Source organism: uncultured Marivirga sp. (assembly GCF_963974845.1).
Classification (GTDB): Bacteria; Bacteroidota; Bacteroidia; order Cytophagales; family Cyclobacteriaceae; genus Marivirga; species Marivirga harenae.
In genome coordinates this window covers 22,505-43,384 of the sequence record NZ_CAXBEQ010000008.1, presented here as the reverse complement: position 1 = coordinate 43,384, position 20,880 = coordinate 22,505, and the positions used below count along the sequence as shown (strand labels likewise).

Below are 20,880 nucleotides of genomic sequence, written 5' to 3'. Positions count from 1 at the left end.
ATAATAGAAAAAATATAAAGTACGTTAAATTTGTGAGATGCGTAATTGGCTGTTTATTTTTCTTTTCTTTTTATCATATATGGGTTATGCTCAGTATCGATTTGTACCCTATCAGGATATTCCTATAGGCCATCCTAATGAAACTGTAAAGACTTTCCCCTGGGCTGGTGGTCTTAATGGTGTACAATACGGGAAAATTGATTTAAATAATGATAATGTTATTGATGTCGTTGGATTTGACAGGAGTTCTGGAAGAATTGTCTGCTTTCTCAAAAGTGGAAACGAATATGAATATGCTCCGCAATACGAGAAGTTTTTTCCATCTGAAATTCAAAACTTCTTTATCTTGAATGATTACGATGGAGATGGAAAAAACGACCTTTTCACGGCTGGAAATTTAGGGATTACGGCCTATCGAAATGTGAGCTCCGGAAATTCTTTGCAATGGGAAAGAGTTGTTGATTTTATTAGTTATGAAAGCCTTTCGGGAAATGAGGTTAATCTTCAAGTGAATTTTAATGATTATCCATATATAGGCGATATTGATAAAGATGGAGATATAGACATTTTAAACTTTAATTTTTCAGGCATTCAAAGCCGAATTATTTTTTATGAAAATAAAAGCGCTGATAATGGTGGAAATCCTGACTTAGGTCCATTTGAATTGGTTGATAATTATTGGGGCAGCGTGGAGGATTGTGATTGCGGTGTTTTTGCATTCAATGGAGAAAACTGTGAGGATATTTTCGGTAGGATGATGAGCAATGCTAGGCATGCAGGGGGGAAGAGCCTTGTAGTTTTTGATTTTAAGGAAGATGGAAAGCTAGAATTAGTTTCTAGTCATGAAGAGTGTCGTGAACTTTATTACTTCAATAACGAGGCTTCAGCTAATCAAGAACCGAATTTTGATAGTTTTACAGCTGATTTTCCAAATCAAGATGATCCTGCGCAGTTTAACTTCTATCCGAATACCATGGTCATGGATCTTCTGGACGGTGTTCAGGAAGAATTAATCATTAGTCCGAATATTGAAGCAAATTTGGGAAGCCCAGTAGATTTTTCTTCTTCAAATTGGCTCTATCAAAAATCAGGAAGTGAATATGAATTGCTTACAAAAGAATTTTTACAAGAAGATATGATTGACTGGGGAGCTCAGGCTAGCCCTGCACTCTACGATTATGATCAGGATGGCGATTTAGATTTGTTTTTGTCATATACTGATTTAAGTGCGAATGAGGAATTATTCAGTGCTATTGCATTATATGAAAATACTGGAACTTCACAAAATCCTGTTTTTGAATTGATTACAGATGATTATCTCGGTTTGTCTCAAGAAGGTTTAGCTAATATGTTTATTCAATGGACAGACGTGGATTTAGATGGCAGAAAGGATTTGATATTGCAAGCAACTCTTCAAAACAATAATCAATTACGCATCATTTTTCAAGAAGCATCCGGTCTGGATTTAAATTCTACTATTTCTGTGAACGATGTATTTATTGGATTCGGTTTTTCTGTGCATTTTGCCAATATAGTGGGTGACGATCATCCTGATTTGCTGGTAGGAAAATCTTCTGGAGGATTAATATTGTATGAAAATACGGGAGAGGGGAGAAATCCGCAATTTCAAATGAAAGATGATGGATTTTTAGGTATAGGAGATGATTTCTTTCGTTCCGCACTGCGAGTTCATGTGGCAGATGTTGATAGTGATAGTCAAGCGGACTTAGTGACATCCGATTTAAGTGGAAATATTAGGGTGTTTTCTGATTTAGCAACTAATGATGGAGCATTTGATTCTTTAAGTATCTATAATTCTCTTGAGCAGAGTTTTGAAGATACATATTTTGGGAAGAGAAATAATTTGGTTTTTGCTCCGCTTTTCAATGATGATTATCCTGCATTAGTTTTAGGTACAGTATCAGGAGGAATCAGGATTTTTAGAAATACTGAGGAATTTCCTGTTCAAAGTGGAGAGGAATTGGTTTTTCAGCTATATCCCAATCCTAATCAAAGCGGAAAACTGTTTATTAGAACCAATCAAAATATTTCAATTTCCATTGCCACTTTAAACGGTCAAAAGGTATTAACAGCACAATCCTACCAAGCTTTTTCCAATCAAGCTATTGACGTTTCAGACTTAGAAGGCGGTATTTATATTGTAAGTGCTGTTTTTGAGAATGGAGAGCGAGTGAGTAGAAAAGTGGTTTTGTATTAAATTACGAATCATCCAAGTATTAATTATTAATTTCAAACCCATCAGCATCCAATTGGGCGGGGAACTTCTCTCTAAACTCAATTAATTCTTTTGCTGATAAACTTACTGTTTTAATCTCCTCTCTATCATCAGCGAAATATAAAGCGTTTCCTTTCGGCCCGTAAAGAGCAGAGTGCCCATTATGTGGGATTCCATTTCCATCGTTACCAATTCTATTAAGTCCCAAACTATAGCTTACATTTTCTATAGCGCGGGCTTGCAGTAAAGTGTCCCAAGCGTTTACACGAACAGCAGGCCAATTGGCAACAAAAAGAATCAAATCGTATTCCAGTTCATTTTGCTCATTGGATTTATTCCTGCACCAAACAGGAAATCTTAAATCATAGCAAACCAACGGCTTGATCTTCCATCCTTTTAATTCTACTACTAATTCTTTTTGTCCTGCTGAGTAGTGTTCATCTTCATTGGCCATGCGAAACAAATGTCTTTTATCATAAATTTGATACTCACCATTAGCTTGCATCCAAAGAAGACGATTATAGAAGTTTCCATTATCATTTACGATATAAGAGCCTGTCACCACTGCCTTTTTTTGGGCGGCCATCTGCTTCATCCATTTAAATGTGTGCAAGTTCATAGGTTCAGCCATCTTTTCAGCTTCCATACTAAAGCCTGTATTGAACATTTCCGGCAAAACGATCAAGTCCGTTTCTTCCTCAATCTCCCAAATTTTTTCTTCCAACATGGAGATATTAGCTTGTTTATCTTGCCAGTGCAAAGGCGTTTGAATAAGCGTTATTTTTAAATCTTGCATAATATTTCTGATGCTTTTTGTAATGTTTCCTCGCCTTTGGCAAAACAAAATCGAAGTAAATGATGGTCTTGTTTATCAGAATAAAAGGCAGACACAGGAATAGAGGCCACTCCCTTCTCTTTAATGAGATATTGAGCAAATTCCATGTCTCCCATATCGGATACTTCACTAAAATCTAAAACCTGGAAATAGGTTCCGTAGGAAGGAATCACCTTGAATTTAGAGTCTTGCATTGCTTTTTGAAAGAATTCTCGTTTCTTTTCATACATGGAGCTCACACCCAGATAGTTTTGCTCATCCTGTAAAAATTCAGCCATTGCGTATTGACTTGGGGTATGAACGGAGAAGACATTGTATTGATGTACTTTTCTAATTTCTTTCATAATTGCTTCTGGGGCCACCATGTAGCCTATTTTCCAGCCAGTTGCATGAAAAGTCTTTCCAAAAGAAGAAACAGCTATACTTCTACTGGCTAAAAATTCATCTTTTAGTACCCCTAAATTTGTCTTGCCATCAAATATGATATGTTCATAGACCTCATCGCTTAAAACCAGCAGTCGAGGGTTTTCCTCTAAGATTTCTTTTAGGGCTGAGATATCATTTTCAGTTAAAATAGCTCCCGAAGGATTATGAGGAAAGTTCATCATGATCATACGGGTTTTATCAGTGATACTGTCTTTCACCTTTTGCCAATCAGGAGAAAAGTCAGGTAATTTTAGCCCAACTGGAACGGCTTTACCACCAGCTACTTCTATAGCCGGAATGTAGCAATCGTATGCTGGTTCTAAGACGACCACCTCATCACCTTGATTTACTGTTGCTAGTACGCTGGAAAATATGGCTTCAGTTGCTCCGGCTGTAACCGTGATTTCAGAATCTTGATTAACAGAAATCCCACCAGTGTTTTTGATTTTATTTGCAATGGCTTCACGTAGTTGAGGAAGTCCTGGCATCGGGGCGTATTGATTATGCCCAATTTGCATGTTTTGGTAAACTAAATCAATTAATTTTTCTGATACGGGAAAATCGGGGAATCCTTGAGACAAATTAATGGCACTGTGCTCCATTGCCATTTGAGACATGACGGTGAAAATTGTAGTCCCCACATTTGGGAGTTTAGATTGGATGGTAGTGGACATAATTTATTTTTTTTGAAATTTAAAAATAAAGCCCTTAAATCCTAAATTAATTGGTAGCTACTTCAAGCTTGTTGTGGATTAGAGCGCTTAGTTTGCTTTCTGCTCTTCCCAGGCCTGGTTCATTTGATCGATAATTCCTAAAATCTCTTCTTTTCCTGTTTGTTTTTGAGCAGAGCTCACAAAATATGGAGGGAAATCTTCCCAAGAGCCTAGCATTTTCTTCTTGAATACTGATATGTTTTGCTGGGTTTTATTGAAGGATTGCTTGTCTGCTTTGGTAAATATGAGTGATAAGGGTAGTCCATTTTTTCCGATGAAATCCAAAAATTCTACATCTGCTTTTTGGGGAGGAAGACGCGAATCGATCAAAACAAAAATACAAACAAGATTTTCTCTGTTGATCAGATAATCGCTGATCATTTTACCCCAATTTTCATTGGTTTTTTTGCTCACTTTAGCATAACCATATCCAGGTAAATCCACTAAATACCATTTATCATCCATTAAAAAATGGTTGATTAGTTGTGTTTTACCAGGTTTAGCCGAAGTTTTTGCCAAGCTTTTTCTATCTGTAAGCATATTGATCAAAGATGACTTGCCTACATTTGAACGACCAATAAATGCATACTCAGGTAGGCCGGTTTCAGGGCTTTTTCTGTAATCCGTATTACTTATAATAAATTCCGCATTTTTGATCCGCTTCATTTTGCAAATATAAAGGCTTTCTATTGCATCGGGCCGAACTTTGGTAAAGAATTATTAGATTTATGATAATTTAGTGCCTTTGTAATGCCTAAATCATGCCTTATTCATTATTAGGGGCTTGAATATTTTCTATAAAAAGTGTTTAAATTTGATAAATTCGGGATAACATTTTTATATTTATCCTTCCATCTCTTAAAAATATTGAATAAAAACAGGAAGTTTAGCCAACTTTTTTTGATATAACATAAAAAGTAGCTTAATTTAAGTGATTATTTTAGTGAAGCGACCTAACTCGCTATAATTTACCGAATTAAAGAATACGATGATATATAAATTTAGATTCTTTGCTGTCATTTTAATTTCTATTTTATTTGCTTCTCAAGTAAAAGCTCAAGAACCCAATCCTGAATTGGCAAATGACTTCTTGGAAATGGCAGATGAAGTTATGAGCAGTACAAAAGTTTTGACATTAGCTTTGGAGTATTATAAAGTAGCCGCTGAAGGAGATCCTAATAATGTTAAAGCAAATTATTTGGCAGGCGATACCTATCTACAAACTACTGAAAAATCTAAAGCTACTCAATATTTATTACGTGCCTATCAGTTAGATTCTGATTACAAGTTCGATATGCTGTACAAAATTGGCCAAGCATATCAGTACGGTTACGAGTTTGATAATGCGATTGAGTATTACCGAAAATATAAGCAGAAGCTTGAAAGCAACACAGGCTACAGTGGATCAGATAAAACCCCAATGTCATTTGTTGAAAGAAGAATAGAAGAGTGTATTACAGGAAAGAATTTGATGGAGGATCCTGTTAATTATTCAATTACTAATGTTGGCACTGCAATTAATTCTGAATTATGGGACTATGCCCCTGTGGTTAATTCCGATCAGACAGTGATGATTTTCACTTCAAGAAGAGGTCCAAATGAAGGAAACTTAAACGAAAATGTTTTCGAGGATAACTTCTTCTATGAGGATATATTTATTTCTAAGAAATCAGGTGGTAAATGGCAAGCTGCTGAAAACATAGGGCCAGTAGTCAATACAAAATACCATGACTCAAACTTGGGTTTTTCACCTGATGGGAAGACACTTTATATTTATAGTGATGAAGGCAATGGAGACATATATTTTACCAATAATCTGTCTGAGGATACCTGGTCTGAGCCAGTTTCTTTAAGCGATAATATTAATTCAAGTGGATATAATGAGAAATCTGTTTCTCAATCGGCAGATGGGAATACTTTATTCTTTGCTAGTAATCGTCCGGGAGGATTTGGGGGGTTTGATATTTACTTCTCTACAAAAAACAGAAAAGGGGAATGGGGAGCTTCAAAGAATTTAGGAAAGGTAATCAATACGGAAGGGGATGAAGATGGACCGTTTATTCAGTTTGATGGGAAGACTTTGTATTTTAGTTCTACTGCACACAATGGAATGGGTGGATTCGATATTTTCAAGTCAGAGTATGACAGTGCAAGTAATGAATGGAGCATTCCTGAAAATATGGGATACCCTCTTAACTCACCTGATGATGATATTTATTTTGTCATGACTAAAGATGGTAAAACTGGTTATTATGCTACAGTTCGTGAAGAAGGAATGGGCTACAATGATATATATAAAGTAACGATTGGAGGAAGTGAAGATAACACAAATAAGAAAATAGCGAGTAAAGAGGCTAATGTGGATGAAGGAGAAGATGAATCAAAGAGAGAGCTGGAGAATGTTAACGTGGTAGAATCTAAAGAGGATGAGAAAAGTGATACGGGTGCTCCAGTTAAATTGTTAGTGAGGGTCTTGGATGCTAAAACTAATAAAGTGATAGATGCTACTGTTAAATTAAAAGGACAAGCAGATAATATAAATGTACCTACTGATAGCAAAGAAAATGGTGTTTCCACCTATGTTGTGATAAGAGAGCAAGCTACAGAGTTTATGCTGTCAGCTGAAATGCCGGGTTATATTTTCGCTAATAAAAGAATTACAATTCCTGCCTCAAGTGGTGAAGAGCAAACCATCAGACAAACCTTAAGTTTAAGTAAGCCGGAAGTTGGTACATCCAAGACGCTGAGAAATATATTCTTTGAATTCGGAAAAGCGACTTTTACTTCTGCGTCTTATGAGGAACTGAATAAAATGGTCAGCTTTATGGAAGCGAACTCTGGTGTAAATGTGGAGATAGCTGGGCATACTGATAATATCGGCTCGGATGCTGTCAATAAGAAATTATCTCAATTAAGAGCCAATAAGGTAGTTGAATATCTAACAGGAAAAGGTATAGATAGGAGAAGGTTAAATGCAGTAGGCTATGGAGAAGAAAGACCAATTGTGAGCAATGACGATGAGGTGATGGGTAGAGAAATAAACAGAAGGGTTGAGTTTATTGTGAAAGAATAAAAAGATTACATATACCAGTTAACTTAGGGATGTTATTCATCCCTTTTTTATTTCTAAACATTTATATATCTAGATTGAAATGAAGAAGTATGCAATCATAGTAGCAGGGGGAACAGGAAAAAGAATGGGGGAAAGTCTGCCTAAGCAGTTTCTTAAGTTAGGCGGTACCCCAATTTTGATTCATACTTTACAAGCTTTTTATTCAGCTGACCCAGAAATTGAACTCATTATTACGCTCCCTCAAGATGAAATACAGTTTTGGGATGAATTGAATATTTGGCATCAGAATTATATAGAGCATACAGTCGTAGAAGGTGGGGAAACAAGATTTCATTCTGTTAAAAATGCTCTAGAGCATGTACAAAATGGCCTGGTAGCAGTTCATGATGGTGTGAGACCTTTTGTTTCTACAAATACGTTGAATCAATCATTTGAAATGGCAAAGGATAAGAAAGCAGTGGTTGCCGCTGTATTAATGAAAGATTCAGTGCGTCAAGTTAATGCTAACGGTAAAAATAAAAACATTGACAGGAGTTCATTGAGGATGGTACAAACTCCGCAGACTTTTGATGCAAAGCTCTTGAAGGCCGCCTATAAAGTCACATTTAATCCCTCTTTCACCGATGATGCCTCTGTTGTGGAAGCTAGTGGACATGAAATCACCTTAATAGATGGAGATTATCAAAATATTAAAATAACTACTCCTGAGGATTTAATAATTGCAGAAGCTTTATTAAAAGCAAGATAAGCTTATGAGCTTACCTTGCTAATATTCATCTTCATTAAAGAAGAAGTCTTCTTTTGATGGATAATCAGGCCAAATTTCTTCAATATTTTCATAAGGTTGACCATCATCTTCTAATTCTTGTAAATTTTCTACTACCTCCAATGGCGCACCAGAACGAATTCCAAAATCGATTAATTCGTCTTTCGTGGCTGGCCACGGAGCATCTTCTAAGTATGAAGCTAATTCTAATGTCCAATACATATTCTACCGTATTTTTTTGATGCGCAAAAGTATGATAAAAATTTATAAATCAAAGCTTTAATTGCATTTGACTTTACTTGCATACTAAAATATTATACGCAAAGTTCAAATTATTTTAAATTTTTGTTCAAATCACGCAGTTCTTCCATGATTTGTTGCTTTACGGCAAGCTTTCTTTTTTGTTTTTCATGTTTAAAGCCTACCATTTTATCCAACTGCTGAGTGCCTAAATTAAACTTATCTAGATTTTCTTCAAACACATTAAGCTCCCTTTGATCTCTTGATATCAGATCTCTCAACAAACTCATTTTTAATTTTACGGCCTCTTTGCCCTCTAGTCCTTTTTTGGCTTTTCTTTCAAATAAGTTGTCAATAAAGCTTTTCTCAAAGATGTAATCATTTAAGGTGAAATATTCTTCATTCAAATCCTTATTGAATGTCTTGCCCGAGTCCTTCCATTTTTGTTGAATGCTTTTGGCTCTTTCTACTGCGGCAGAGGAATCTAATTTTTTAGCTTCTTTTAACTCTTGAATTAAGGAAAGCTTTGTTTCATCATTGCCGGCTTTGCCATTGGGCCCATGGGGCTTTTTCGTACCAGCATTCTTTCCTGTTTGAGTATATTTTTTAAATTCTTTTAGAAGAGTAGCATATTTTTCTTTGGGAATATTTTCTAATTCTTTCCATTCCTCAATCAGGGCATTGCTTTTTTGAGCTAAATCATCTCCTTTACTTTCTTGCAGTTTTTTAGCTTTGGCAATTAAGGCTTCATATTGCTTTTCCCTTGTTGCCATCATTTCTTTTTTAGCCTCATGAAAAGCTTTTTTCTTTTCATAAAACCCATCATAAATGGCTTGAAATGAATTTTCTATCTCCTCTTTTTTGTCCTCTTCAACTGCACCTACTCTAATCCACCTTTGACGCAGCTCCTTAAGTTTTTCAGTAGCTTCTCTCCAATCAGGATTACTAGCGTAGCTTTTAGCTTCTTCGATTAAGGTAGATTTTACTTCCAGATTACGTCTTCTATTTTGACTGATGTAGTCTTCCAGCATTTTTTCCAACATTTCAAGACGATCCTTTAGTGCAGTAAAGTCACCTATTCCATCATAATTTGAAAGAGACTCTTTTAAATTAAGCACTTTCATAAGAAAGGATCCTTTGTTATCCTCGGTTTCAATCTGAAGCTGAACTTTGTCTACTTTTTCTTTAAGATGTTCAAATCGGTCTTGAAAAAACTGCAGTGCCGTTGTCTCATCGTCCTTTACTTCTCCAATTTCTCTCTGCGGAAATCCTTCTTGTTCCTTTAAAATCACTTTGCCGCCTTCAATGAAAGCCAATTCTTGCTGTAAATCAGTCAAAATGTTATAATTTGGTTTTTGTAAAATTTGATGCAAAATTAAATTTAATTTGCAATAAAGCCATAAGGCTCTTATGTTATTACTGATGATATCACGTAATTTGAATTTCTATTGAAGATAAAAGAAAAATTTTAGCAAAAAAACAGATATGAGTGACGAAAAAATAATTTTTTCAATGGCGGGGGTATCCAAGATTTATCCTCCCAAAAAGACAGTATTAAAAGATATATACCTTTCCTTTTATTATGGTGCTAAAATTGGTGTTTTAGGACTTAATGGTTCGGGTAAATCTTCTTTGTTGAAAATAATTGCCGGAATTGACAATGATTATCAAGGAGAAGTCGTGGCTTCCAAAGAATACTCAGTGGGCATGTTAGAACAGGAACCAGAATTGGATCCCAACAAAACAGTGAAGGAAGTTGTAGAAGAAGGGGTAGCAGAAACTGTAAATCTTCTAAAGGAATTTGAGGAGATTAATGAAAAATTTGCTGATCCTGAAGTGCTGGACAATCCTGATAAAATGAATGACCTAATTGAACAACAAGCCAAAGTTCAAGAAAAGTTGGATCATGCTAATGCCTGGGAGTTAGATAGCAGATTGGAGCAGGCTATGGATGCACTTAGGACTCCACCGGCAGATTCACCAGTCAAAAATCTTTCAGGTGGTGAAAAGAGGAGAATAGCATTATGTAGATTGCTTCTTCAAGAACCAGATGTATTGCTACTTGATGAGCCTACCAACCATTTGGATGCCGAGTCGGTTCACTGGCTTGAGCATCATTTACAGCAATATAAAGGAACTGTAATTGCCGTAACGCACGATCGTTATTTCTTAGATAATGTGGCGGGTTGGATTTTAGAGTTGGACAGGGGAGAAGGAATCCCTTGGAAAGGCAATTATTCGAGTTGGTTAGACCAAAAACAGAAGAGGCTAGCACAAGAAGAGAAAACTGAATCTAAACGTCAAAAAACTCTGCAAAGGGAATTGGAATGGTCACGAATGGCACCTAAGGCCAGACAAGCCAAATCTAAAGCTCGTTTAAGTTCTTATGAGAAAATGTTAGGCGAAGAGGGCAAAGAAAAAGAACAAAAATTAGAGCTATTTATTCCACCTGGTCCGCGTTTAGGCAGCAAAGTGATTGAGGCCAACGGGGTTTCCAAAGCCTATGGTGATAAGTTATTGTATGAAAATTTAAACTTTTCATTACCGCAAGGGGGAATAGTTGGGATCATTGGGCCAAACGGAGCTGGTAAAACTACCTTATTCAAATTAATTACGGGTCAGGAAGAACCGGATGCTGGAAATTTTGAGGTTGGAGAAACGGTACAACTTTCCTATGTAGATCAAGCGCATGATAATTTGGATCCAAATAAATCAGTCTGGGAGAATATTTCTGGAGGCAATGAATGGATTCAGCTAGGAAATAGTAAAATCAATTCCAGGGCATATGTCAGTAAATTCAATTTCGCTGGAGCTGATCAGGAAAAGAAGGTTGGTGTTTTATCTGGTGGTGAGCGAAATAGAGTTCATTTGGCTATGTCTATCAAGCAGGAAGCCAATTTGCTTTTATTAGATGAGCCGACCAACGATTTGGATGTAAATACACTTCGAGCTTTAGAAGAAGGTTTGGAGAATTTTGCAGGCTGTGCGGTAATTATTAGCCACGACAGATGGTTCCTAGATAGAATTTGCACGCATATTCTTGCTTTCGAAGGTGATTCTCAAGTATATTGGTTTGAAGGAAACTTCTCTGATTATGAAGAAAACCGTAAGAAAAGACTAGGAGATGATGCTATTCCTAAAAGGATCAAATATAAAAAATTAACAAGGTAATTAACTGATTACTTTGTTTAGAGACCTGTCAGGTTTTCAAAACCTGACAGGTCTCTGCTCAATAATTAAATATTCATTCGAAAAATTTCCAAGATCGCTAACCCAACTTTCAGTTGATCAAATAAGGTGCTCTTGATAAATGCTTGAAATTTTGCTAGCCAAATATAGCTTGCTCGAAGAATGTGGGCTGGAGGACAATTTCTTTAAAAGAGTCCCAGCTTCCATCTTCCTTCGCAGAATGTCCGACCTTCAGTACTGACATTATCTTGCCAATTTCGAACTTTTGCCTTCCAACTAATAACTAATCCTTAACTTCGCTTAAGCCCATCGCTTTCAACATAAACCTTGGCAAAGGCTTCTTCGGATCTCTTTTTTGCAAATTTAAGTACCAACCAATTTTTTTCATAATCGGCACTTTATGGGTTTCCACAAATTCAATTAGAGCACCATCCGGATCTTCTACGTAGGTAAAATGTCCTGCAGCTTCTCCCATGTCAAAACTATTGGCTGAATCTACAGTGAAGGGAAAACCTTTTGCTTCACATTCCGATTTGAGGGCTTCCATACCATTTATATCATAGCAAAGGTGGATATAACCTAAATCACCCCAGAATCTATTCTCAAATATTTTTTTCGGCTTACGATTTATTGCTACTACCAATTCGATTTCAGATGCACCTAAAAGTGGGCTAAAGGCTCCTTCTCTAGGTTTACTGTGGCGAAGAAGCACACGCCTAACTTTCTTATCACCACCAGGAATTGCAACTAGATCATCAAAAACGCCTTCTTCATCATAAATGATAGTGTCGTAACCAAGTATTTCAGAGTAAAGGGTTTTGGCTTTCTCTATGTCAGTAACTCCAATAATGGCACCATTAGGGCCTCCTGGTAAGTCAGTTTTGCGTTGTTGGAACCACGAATTAGATGTGACAATCTGAAATATATTATCCCAGGGATCTTTTACAAAAAATGTGGGTTTTCCATAAGGGTCATTTTGTAACTCCCCTAATACGTTTAGACCTCGCCTGTTAAAAAGTTCATAAGTAGCAGCAACATCCTTACTTTTCATTTTAGCGATATTGATACCTAAATCTCCCAACAGAGGTTGAAATTTTGGAGCTTCTGGCTTTCTGGAAGTGTATTGCCAAATTTCAAAACCGCCACCACCTTGCATATTAATGGCTAATATAGCATGCCTGCTTCTAGGCTCTCCACCCGTATAAGGAAGCATTAGAGCAGCCTCTGCGGCCTCTTCAAAGACGGGAACACTCATTCCGAAGTTTTGCCTGTACCATTTGAAGGCCGCCTGAACATCGGATACCCCAATTCCAATTTGCTGAATTCCGCTAATTATTTTCCCACTCATTACATTACTTTTTTGAAATTTTGGCTAAAATAATGGAATTCAATGAAACTGATGGTAAAAATCAAGATTCATTTATTTAAAATATTAAAAATTGATTGGGATGAAATGAATCAAAAAATTATTTAGAAATTCAGGCTTCTGCTAATTGATAAGTGGTTTTTATAAAAAATCCAATGTAAATTGTCAATCAATTTAGTCACAGTTCTATTCTCCTAAAATAAAACAAATGAAGAAAGTATTTACTACCATATTAACCTGTCTTTTTACCAACTTACTTTTAGCCCAAAACCTTCAAAGCCCCGAGGAAAAACTGGGGTATGCATTAGGTGATAAATTCACATTTCACCATCAGGTAGTTGATTACTTTAAGTACCTATCTGAAAATTCAGATCAAATGATCTTGCTTAAATACGGGGAAACCTATGAAGGAAGGCCACTTTATTATGCAGTGATTTCTTCTGAAGAGAATATGCAAAAACTAGAAGAAATTAAAGCAAGTAATATTTCTCAAACCGGATTGAATGGTGCATTGAGGGCGGGGAATGAAAAGGCCATTGTGTGGCTAAGTTACAATATCCATGGAAATGAAGCTTCATCCACTGAGGCAGCAATGAAAACTGCATATGAGTTGCTTTCAGGAGGGATGGACGGCCAGGAATGGTTGAAAAATACAGTGGTAATTATGGATCCTTGCGTGAATCCAGACGGAAGAGATCGCTATGCTAATTTCTACAGGAGATACGGTGCAAAAGAATTTAACCCTAATTTGGAGGGTGTGGAGCATGATGAGCCATGGCCAGGCGGACGTCCTAATCATTATTTATTTGATTTGAATAGAGACTGGGCATGGCAAACACAAATTGAATCGAAAGCTAGAATGAAAGTTTACCATGAATGGATGCCCCATATTCATGTTGATTTCCATGAGCAATCCATTAATAGTCCCTATTACTTTGCTCCTGCTGCAGAGCCATTGCATGAAGTGATTACAGATTGGCAAAAGGATTTTCAAATTCAAATAGGTCAAAATCATGCTAAATATTTTGATAAAAATAATTGGCTATATTTTACAAGGGAGCGGTTTGATTTGTTTTATCCTAGTTATGGAGATACTTATCCAACTTTCAATGGTGCGATAGGGATGACCTATGAACAGGCTGGTAATGGTAGAGCAGGATTGGGTGCTTTAACAAACTTGGGAGATACTTTGACTCTAAAAGAAAGATTAGAACATCATTTCACTACTGGGATGAGTACGATTGAAATCGCGTCTAAAAATGCTGTCAAACTAAATACAGAATTCAGAAAGTATTTCTCTCAAAATGTCAATAATCCTACAGACCAGTATAAGTCCTATATTATTAAATGGGATGAAAATAAAAAGTATGATATTTCTGCTTTACTAGCCTTTTTGGAAGATCAAAAGATTGAGGTTCAACAGATCGGAAAGCAACAAAAGTTAAGTGGCTACAGCTATTTTAAAAGAAAGGAATCTAATTTTTCTTCCGATAAGAATGATTTAGTAATCAGTGCCTATCAACCAAAATCAACATTAATTCAGGCATTATTTGATCCTAAGCCAAAATATAGTGATTCATTAACCTATGACATTACCGCCTGGGCAATTCCTTATGCCTATGGCCTAGAGACCTACGGTCTAAAAAATAAAGTCAATGGTACTTCTTTGGAAGATATAAATTTTGAGGAGAGCCTTACTAGTAATTCTGCTTATGCTTATGCAGTTAGATGGAATTCTTTTAACTCAGCCAAATTTTTGGCGGAGGCCCTAAGACAAGGAATTAAAATTAGAATTGCTTACAAAAACTTAAAATTCGATAATCAGCATTTCAATAAAGGAAGTTTGATTATTACACAGACTAATAATGAGCAGGTGAAAGATTTGAATTTGGCATTAGCACAATTATCAAATCAATTTGACGTACAAATATTTCCGATTACTTCAGGCTTTGCTGATCAAATTTATGATATTGGTTCTTCCGAAATCCAATATTTGAAAGCGCCTAAAATAGCAGTGTTGATGGATGATGGAGTTTCTTCATTAGCATATGGGGAAATATGGCATTTCTTTGAACAGTCATTAGACTATCCTATCACTAGTTTACGATTGAATAATTTGAACCGGATTAATATTTCTGATTACGATCAGCTAATAATGCCTTCAGGCAGTTACAGTGAATTGACAGAAGAGGGTAAAACGAAACTGCTTGATTTTGCGAAATCTGGGGGAAAGCTGATAGTGATGGGGTCGGCAATATCAAAATTTGCTGACTTGGAAAATGGTCAATTAAAAGGTAAAAAAGCTGATAAAGGAGATGAATCTTTAGCTGTATACGAAAATGCAGAAAGAAAAAGATTGTCTAGTAGTATTTTTGGAGCTATTTATGATGTTGAATTAGATACTTCTCATCCTCTAGCTTTTGGTTTAGGGAATCAATATTTCAGTTTGAAAACTTCGGGAAGTGCATACGAATATTTACCAAATGGCTGGAATGTAGGTGTAATAAAATCTGATAATGACCATATAGCTGGTTTTGCTGGTTATAAAGCCAAAAAACAACAACAAAACAGTATGGTTTTTGGAGTGGAATCTTTTGGGAGGGGAGAGCTTGTCTATCTTCAAGATGACCCGTTGTTTAGGGCTTTTTGGCATCAAGGGAAAATGTTGTTTTCCAATGCTGTCTTTATGGTTGGAAGCGATTGATGAGTAGTAGAAAGGGCTGTTTTTAGAATAATGAAAACAGCCCTTTTGATTCCTGATTTGAGAAATTAGAACTCAAATTCAGGTAATTTCTCCAATATATCCTTCACCATATCTTCCAAGCTGTACTGTGGACTCCAATTCCAGTCTTGCTGTGCTTGACTATCATCAATGCTATTAGGCCAAGTATCGGCAATTTCCTGTCTGTAATCTACCTTGTAGGAAATCTTGAAATCGGGATGCTGTTTTTTAATGACCTGATAGATATCTTCAGGATTAAAACTTAAAGCGCCTAAGTTATAACTTGATCTTACGGTGATTTTTTCTGCTGGTGCTTGCATTAAGTCGATAGTAGCTTTGATTGCATCTGGCATATACATCATTGGTAAATAGGAATCTTCTCTCAAGTAGCATTCAAAATCTTCACCATTTAATGCTTTATGGAAAATATCAACAGCATAATCTGTCGTTCCACCGCCAGGTAAAGACTTATAACCAATCAAACCTGGGTACCTCAGACTTCTAACATCCACTCCATATTTTTCATGGTAGTAAGCACACCATCTTTCACCAGCCAATTTACTGATGCCATAAACAGTATTGGGATCCATTATGCAATCCTGTGGGGTCTTGTCTACCGGAGACTTTGGTCCGAAAACAGCGATAGAACTAGGCCAATATACCTTAGATAGCTTCTTTTCTCTAGCAACTTCTAAAACATTGAGTAGGCTTTGCATATTAAGATCCCATGCGAAAATTGGGTTTTGCTCTCCCTTAGCTGATAAAATAGCAGCTAACATGTAGATTTCTGTTATTTTGTATTGCTCTACTAATGCCGTTAACCTTTTTGCATCCATAACATCTAATTGCTCAAAGGGCTCATTAGGAAGAGGATCTTTGTGAGGATTTCGAATGTCAGATGCAATCACATTGGTGTTACCATAAATTGCTCTTAACTCGGCTGTGAGCTCAGTGCCAAGTTGTCCATTTGCTCCTATAACTAGTATCGTATTCGTTTCCATAGGTAAAATTTTGCACGAATTTCGTTATTTTATTTTGCTAAAAAAATAATTGGAATGAATTGACAGAATTATGTGTTGACAGGCTATAATCAGGAATAGCTTATTTAGAAAAATGATAAATAAGCATAACTACTTACATCTATTTTATTTCCTGTGACTTTAAAGTTATTTTTGCATATTCGATTAGCACTATGAAAGAGAATTTCAAAGCAATAAGTTTATCATTCAAAAATGCCCCCATAGAAATTAGGGAGCAGGTCTCACTTAATGATGAGGCTATTGGTAGGTTATTGAACTATTTCAAAGAGTTTACTTCTGTTTCCGATGTTTTGGTACTTTCCACTTGCAACAGGACAGAGGTATATTATTTCAATGAAGAAGAGCTTTCCGAAGATATTATTAAACTGATTGGGATTGAAAAAGGGATTAGCGATTTTGCTTCCTTTAAACCTTATTTTGAAATCATCAATGACCATATAGAAGCCGTCCAAAGACTATTTAGGGTGGCAATGGGCCTTGAAGCACAAGTCGTAGGAGATATTCAAATCTCAAACCAAGTAAAAAGAGCATACCAACAATCAGCCGATTTGCAATTGGCAGGTCCCTTTTTGCACCGACTGATGCACACGATTTTCTTTACTAATAAAAGAGTAGTTCAAGAAACTCCTTTCAGAGATGGAGCTGCTTCAGTTTCATATGCTGCTACTGAATTAGTGAAAACCTTAACTTCGGATATTAAAAACCCAAGAGTTTTAGTGGTTGGTGTTGGAGAAATAGGAGAGGATGTTTGCAGGAATTTAGTAGGCGATAACAGACTATCAGTTAAAATAACTAATAGAACGGCTGAAAAAGCGGTAGAACTTGCAGCAGAATGTAATTTTGCGGTGCATCCTTATTCCGAATTATGGGACGGGGTAAACGAAGCGGATGTGGTGATTTCATCAGTTGGTGCTTCTGAGCCAATATTCACCAAAGATAAAGTAGATGCGCTCAATATATTGAGTTTTAAGTATTTTATCGATTTATCTGTTCCTCGCTCAGTTAGTAATGAAGTAGAGGAAAATCCTGCAGCTTTGGTTTTTAATGTTGATAGTGTTAAAAGTAAGGCGGATGAGGCTTTAGAAAAAAGAATTAAAGCGATTCCACAAGTAGAAATAATCATTGAAGAGTCAATTGAAGAATTTAATGATTGGTCTAAGGAAATGGCTGTTTCTCCTACAATCAATAGCCTTAAAAATGCTTTGGAGCAAATTAGACAAGAAGAGTTGGCTCGGTATTTGAAAGAAATTGAAGGCGAAGACTGTAAGATTGTTGATAAGGTAACTAAAAGTATGATGCAAAAAATATTGAAGCTGCCGGTTTTACAATTGAAAGCGGCTTGCAAAAGAGGTGAGGAGGAGAATTTAATTGGAGTCTTAAATGATTTGTTTAATCTTGAAAGAGATACTTTAAAAAAGTAAATCACATTTGCTTGTAGGATATTACCATATCCACTATTTTTGTCACTCAAATTTTAAAATAATAAAGTATGTTTTACGATATTCCGGTAACAGAAGGGGCTAATACATTTTTTTGGATAGTAGTAACCTTAGTAGGCTTAGTGAATGCAATTGCATTTATTGATAAAAGAAATACTGATAAAGAAGAATCAGAATCCTAATTTTGATAGCTTTTAAATTGAAGTAGTATGAAAAATATTTTTAAAGTTTTCATACTTTTTTTATGCTTTTTATTAAGTGCCGAACTCAAAAGTCAATCTTTTATTGGCACTAAGGGAGGTGTGAACATACCTTTTGTAAACTTCTCTGATTTTACAAACGTCCCCATTACTACCAGAATAAGAAGTGAATTTTTTGTGGGACCTACTTTTGGCCTAACCTATCGTTATATGCAGAACGATAAAATTGGGGTGCAGTTTGATTTGAATTATAGTACTAAGGGCTGGGGCCAAAATACTTTTGAGTTCACTAATACCTTTATTACAAGAATTAATTATTTAGAGTTACCTTTTTACTTCCATTGGCAAATGTTTGGTACGGAGAACTTTAAGTTCTTTTTAGATGCAGGGGTCTATGTTGCTTGGGCATTAAGTTCTTCACAAACCATTACTAATAATCAAGATTTAAGTGAAAACCAAATTACCTATTCAATCGAAAACGACAACAGAGGTGACTTTGGCTTGCATGTTGGCGCAGGAGTTTCCTATAACTTTTCAAGCTTTATTTTGCAATTAGAAGGTGGTTTTCAGTCTGGTTTCGCTAATATTCTGCCTGTTAATCACTTTATTAGGGTAAATCCTGTAGTTTCCACCAATCAAGTTCCTTCAGCTCGTATAAGCTTACTTTTTCCTTTGCGGAAAAATTAACGACAGCATCTATTTTAAGTTTATATTTTAAATATTAATATCCAGACAACATTTTAAGTGATTTTGAAGTGTACATAGAAGATTTAATTTACTCCCCATTATGAAAAATATTTTATTCCTAGTTCTGTTTATTATCTTAAACTCCCTTGGGCTGGCTCAACAAAAACCTATCAATATCTATTATGAAAAATCAAATGATGGTTTTGACTTTTTTGCGAGCAATAAGGAACAGGTTCCGTATACTGTTAAGATCAATTTTCAGCAGTTAGAGAATTTATCAAGTGATTCGGGAGAGAAAAGCTTTATCCGTACGATTCCCGCCCAAAGCTCTTCAGTAAAAGTGCTCGAGATGAGAAGGATTAAAGAAGAAAAGGGTACCTCCTTTGATTTTAATTTCCTGTTTACAATTGGTGATGCTTCATTAATAGTAGATGAAAACTATCCTTATTTGTTGCCTTATAAGCACGGGAAGAGAGTCAGGGTTGGGCAAGGAAACAATGGTGCTGGAACCCATAAAGGAATCAATGCCATTGATTTTAATCTTGAAGTCGGTGACAGTATTTACGCTGCTAGAGCCGGATTAGTGACTGAAGTCAAACAAGATTCAGACATAGGGGGGAATGCCCCAAAATATGAACCGTACGGGAATTTTATAAAGGTTTATCATGATGATGGAACGCTGGGAAGTTATGTTCATTTAGTCAAAAATGGGAGCTTGGTCAAAAAGGGAGACCAAATCACTGAAGGCCAATTGATTGGAATTAGCGGAAATACCGGCTGGAGTTCTGGCCCTCATTTACATTTTATGGTAACACAGAACAGGGATTTTCAAAATTTCACCTTACCGATTAAGTTTCTAAATTATGAGGATGAGCTTTTTATTCCGATTGAATCTAAAAGTTACTATGCTTTCCATCCAGGAAAACCGGATTTTGAAGTTGAAGATGAATTTCAAGAGGCAGCATTTGAAGGAAAGATGGAGCCCTCCAGTCTCAAAGGCAAAATTGAATTTGATACGAAAGAGTATGGTGATTATGTATTGATATATGTAGATAATGGCATGAATGCGGAAATGAATGGAGTTTTAAAACTACAACTGAAGAATTTAATCAGCACTAAAAACTTACCATATAAATTCACAGTGCCACCAAGAACTAGAATGTATTTGTTGGCATTAAGTCCTGATGATAATGCCTCATCTTTTGGGTATCAACTTTCAGGAGAGTTTAAATAGAGTTCTTAAAAAACCTAGAACTTGACAGTGTCATTAACGTATGTACCTACATGGAAAAAGCAAGATTATTATACTTTTACGATCCTTTATGCGGGTGGTGCTTCGGGTTTAGTCCAGTAATCAAGAAATTGGAGCAAGAGTTCAAGGAGCAAATTGAATTTGAAGCCATTAGTGGCGGAATGGTATTGGGCAAAAGAGTAAAGCCTTTAAGTGAGATGAAAGATTACCTTAAAGAAGCCATGCCACGCTTAGAAGAAATGACGGGGGTTAAATTTGGTCAGCCCTATTTAGAACTTTTGGATCAAGGAAGCTTAATGCTCAATTCTGAATTGCCTTGCATAGCAATGACAGTTTTCAAATCAATGAGTAAAAAATCCAATATAGAGTTTGCATCAGCTTTACAATCCACTTTGTATGAAAAGGGTGTCAATCTAAATGAAATTGAAAACTATAAAAAGTTGGTAGAAGATTTTGACCTGCCTTGGGAAGTTTTTAAAGGTAAATTGGAAGATCCAGTTTATAAAGAAAAAACATATCAAGAGTTTCAGATCGGTCAGCAAATGGGGATAAATGGATTTCCATCTGTGGTTTTAAGTATTGGTAAGCAAGGATATTTGATAGCCAGAGGTTATAGACCTGAAAATGAAATGAAAGCGGTGATTGAGGAGATTTTAGCTAAAGAAACCGCTTCTTCCAAATAAAATTAGTTAATAA

Annotated in this window: 17 protein-coding genes; 10 read left to right on the top strand and 7 right to left on the bottom strand. The window is 36.0% G+C overall.

The features are described 5' to 3' along the window. The first annotated feature begins 37 nt into the window (after nt 1–37). Nucleotides 38–2,218 carry a T9SS type A sorting domain-containing protein gene (locus tag AAC601_RS16200; protein WP_340153837.1) on the top strand — a complete coding sequence of 727 codons (2,181 nt, stop codon included), beginning with the start codon at nt 38–40 and terminating at the stop codon, nt 2,216–2,218. A 19-nt stretch (nt 2,219–2,237) separates the two neighbouring features. On the opposite strand, the gene AAC601_RS16195 is transcribed toward AAC601_RS16200, so the two are convergent. The 3 genes from AAC601_RS16195 to yihA form a co-directional block, all read right to left on the bottom strand. Beyond that, a complete protein-coding gene (locus AAC601_RS16195; protein ID WP_303270689.1) occupies nt 2,238–3,032 on the bottom strand; it encodes an amidohydrolase in 795 nt (264 codons plus the stop codon). Beyond that, nucleotides 3,020–4,171, bottom strand: a complete 1,152-nt coding sequence (locus AAC601_RS16190; RefSeq protein WP_340153836.1) for a methionine aminotransferase — start codon at nt 4,169–4,171, stop codon at nt 3,020–3,022. The genes AAC601_RS16195 and AAC601_RS16190 overlap by 13 nt, the downstream gene beginning before the upstream one ends. 87 nt (nt 4,172–4,258) lie before the next feature. Then, the gene (gene yihA / locus AAC601_RS16185) at nt 4,259–4,876 is read right to left on the bottom strand and encodes a ribosome biogenesis GTP-binding protein YihA/YsxC (RefSeq protein WP_303270687.1); all 618 of its coding nucleotides are present in this window, start codon (nt 4,874–4,876) and stop codon (nt 4,259–4,261) included. Nucleotides 4,877–5,198: 322 nt separating this feature from the next. Here yihA and AAC601_RS16180 point away from each other — a divergent pair, with 322 nt between their 5' ends. Together AAC601_RS16180 and AAC601_RS16175 are read left to right on the top strand one after the other, a co-directional pair. After that, nucleotides 5,199–7,283, top strand: coding sequence for an OmpA family protein (locus AAC601_RS16180; protein WP_340153835.1), 2,085 nt, complete (start codon nt 5,199–5,201; stop codon nt 7,281–7,283). Nucleotides 7,284–7,362: 79 nt separating this feature from the next. Beyond that, on the top strand, nt 7,363–8,031 hold the full coding sequence (locus AAC601_RS16175) for a 2-C-methyl-D-erythritol 4-phosphate cytidylyltransferase (RefSeq protein ID WP_340153834.1): 669 nt from the start codon (nt 7,363–7,365) through the stop codon (nt 8,029–8,031). Nucleotides 8,032–8,049: 18 nt separating this feature from the next. Here the strand turns inward: AAC601_RS16175 and AAC601_RS16170 are convergent, their stop codons facing one another. Together AAC601_RS16170 and AAC601_RS16165 are read right to left on the bottom strand one after the other, a co-directional pair. After that, nucleotides 8,050–8,271 (bottom strand): DUF2795 domain-containing protein, encoded by a 222-nt coding sequence (locus AAC601_RS16170; protein WP_013454973.1) that lies wholly within the window; start codon nt 8,269–8,271, stop codon nt 8,050–8,052. A 110-nt stretch (nt 8,272–8,381) separates the two neighbouring features. After that, nucleotides 8,382–9,626, bottom strand: coding sequence for a DUF349 domain-containing protein (locus tag AAC601_RS16165; RefSeq protein ID WP_303270684.1), 1,245 nt, complete (start codon nt 9,624–9,626; stop codon nt 8,382–8,384). Nucleotides 9,627–9,774: 148 nt separating this feature from the next. Between AAC601_RS16165 and ettA the strand changes: the two genes are divergently transcribed. Beyond that, the gene (gene ettA / locus AAC601_RS16160; RefSeq protein ID WP_303270683.1) at nt 9,775–11,460 is read left to right on the top strand and encodes an energy-dependent translational throttle protein EttA; all 1,686 of its coding nucleotides are present in this window, start codon (nt 9,775–9,777) and stop codon (nt 11,458–11,460) included. Nucleotides 11,461–11,761: 301 nt separating this feature from the next. Here ettA and AAC601_RS16155 read toward each other — a convergent pair whose 3' ends face one another. Beyond that, a complete protein-coding gene (locus AAC601_RS16155) occupies nt 11,762–12,826 on the bottom strand; it encodes a VOC family protein (RefSeq protein ID WP_340153833.1) in 1,065 nt (354 codons plus the stop codon). A gap of 226 nt (nt 12,827–13,052) precedes the next feature. On the opposite strand from AAC601_RS16155, the gene AAC601_RS16150 reads away from it, so the two are divergent. After that, nucleotides 13,053–15,548 (top strand): M14 family metallopeptidase, encoded by a 2,496-nt coding sequence (locus AAC601_RS16150; RefSeq protein ID WP_340153832.1) that lies wholly within the window; start codon nt 13,053–13,055, stop codon nt 15,546–15,548. A 65-nt stretch (nt 15,549–15,613) separates the two neighbouring features. On the opposite strand, the gene AAC601_RS16145 is transcribed toward AAC601_RS16150, so the two are convergent. Further along, complete coding sequence (locus AAC601_RS16145; protein WP_340153831.1) at nt 15,614–16,567, bottom strand: NAD-dependent epimerase/dehydratase family protein; 954 nt, start codon at nt 16,565–16,567, stop codon at nt 15,614–15,616. Nucleotides 16,568–16,758: 191 nt separating this feature from the next. Between AAC601_RS16145 and hemA the strand changes: the two genes are divergently transcribed. From hemA to AAC601_RS16120, 5 genes are all read left to right on the top strand, one after another. After that, entirely contained in the window at nt 16,759–18,027 is a 1,269-nt protein-coding gene (hemA, locus tag AAC601_RS16140; RefSeq protein WP_303270679.1) for a glutamyl-tRNA reductase, read from the top strand. A 68-nt stretch (nt 18,028–18,095) separates the two neighbouring features. Next, nucleotides 18,096–18,227, top strand: a complete 132-nt coding sequence (locus AAC601_RS16135) for a hypothetical protein (protein ID WP_303270678.1) — start codon at nt 18,096–18,098, stop codon at nt 18,225–18,227. Nucleotides 18,228–18,254: 27 nt separating this feature from the next. After that, nucleotides 18,255–18,932, top strand: a complete 678-nt coding sequence (locus AAC601_RS16130; RefSeq protein WP_303270677.1) for a porin family protein — start codon at nt 18,255–18,257, stop codon at nt 18,930–18,932. Between the two features lie 100 nt (nt 18,933–19,032). Then, entirely contained in the window at nt 19,033–20,166 is a 1,134-nt protein-coding gene (locus AAC601_RS16125) for a M23 family metallopeptidase (RefSeq protein WP_340153830.1), read from the top strand. A 50-nt stretch (nt 20,167–20,216) separates the two neighbouring features. Beyond that, nucleotides 20,217–20,867: a DsbA family protein gene (locus tag AAC601_RS16120; protein WP_340153829.1), complete on the top strand. Its 651-nt coding sequence runs from the start codon at nt 20,217–20,219 to the stop codon at nt 20,865–20,867. Nucleotides 20,868–20,880: the final 13 nt, after the last annotated feature.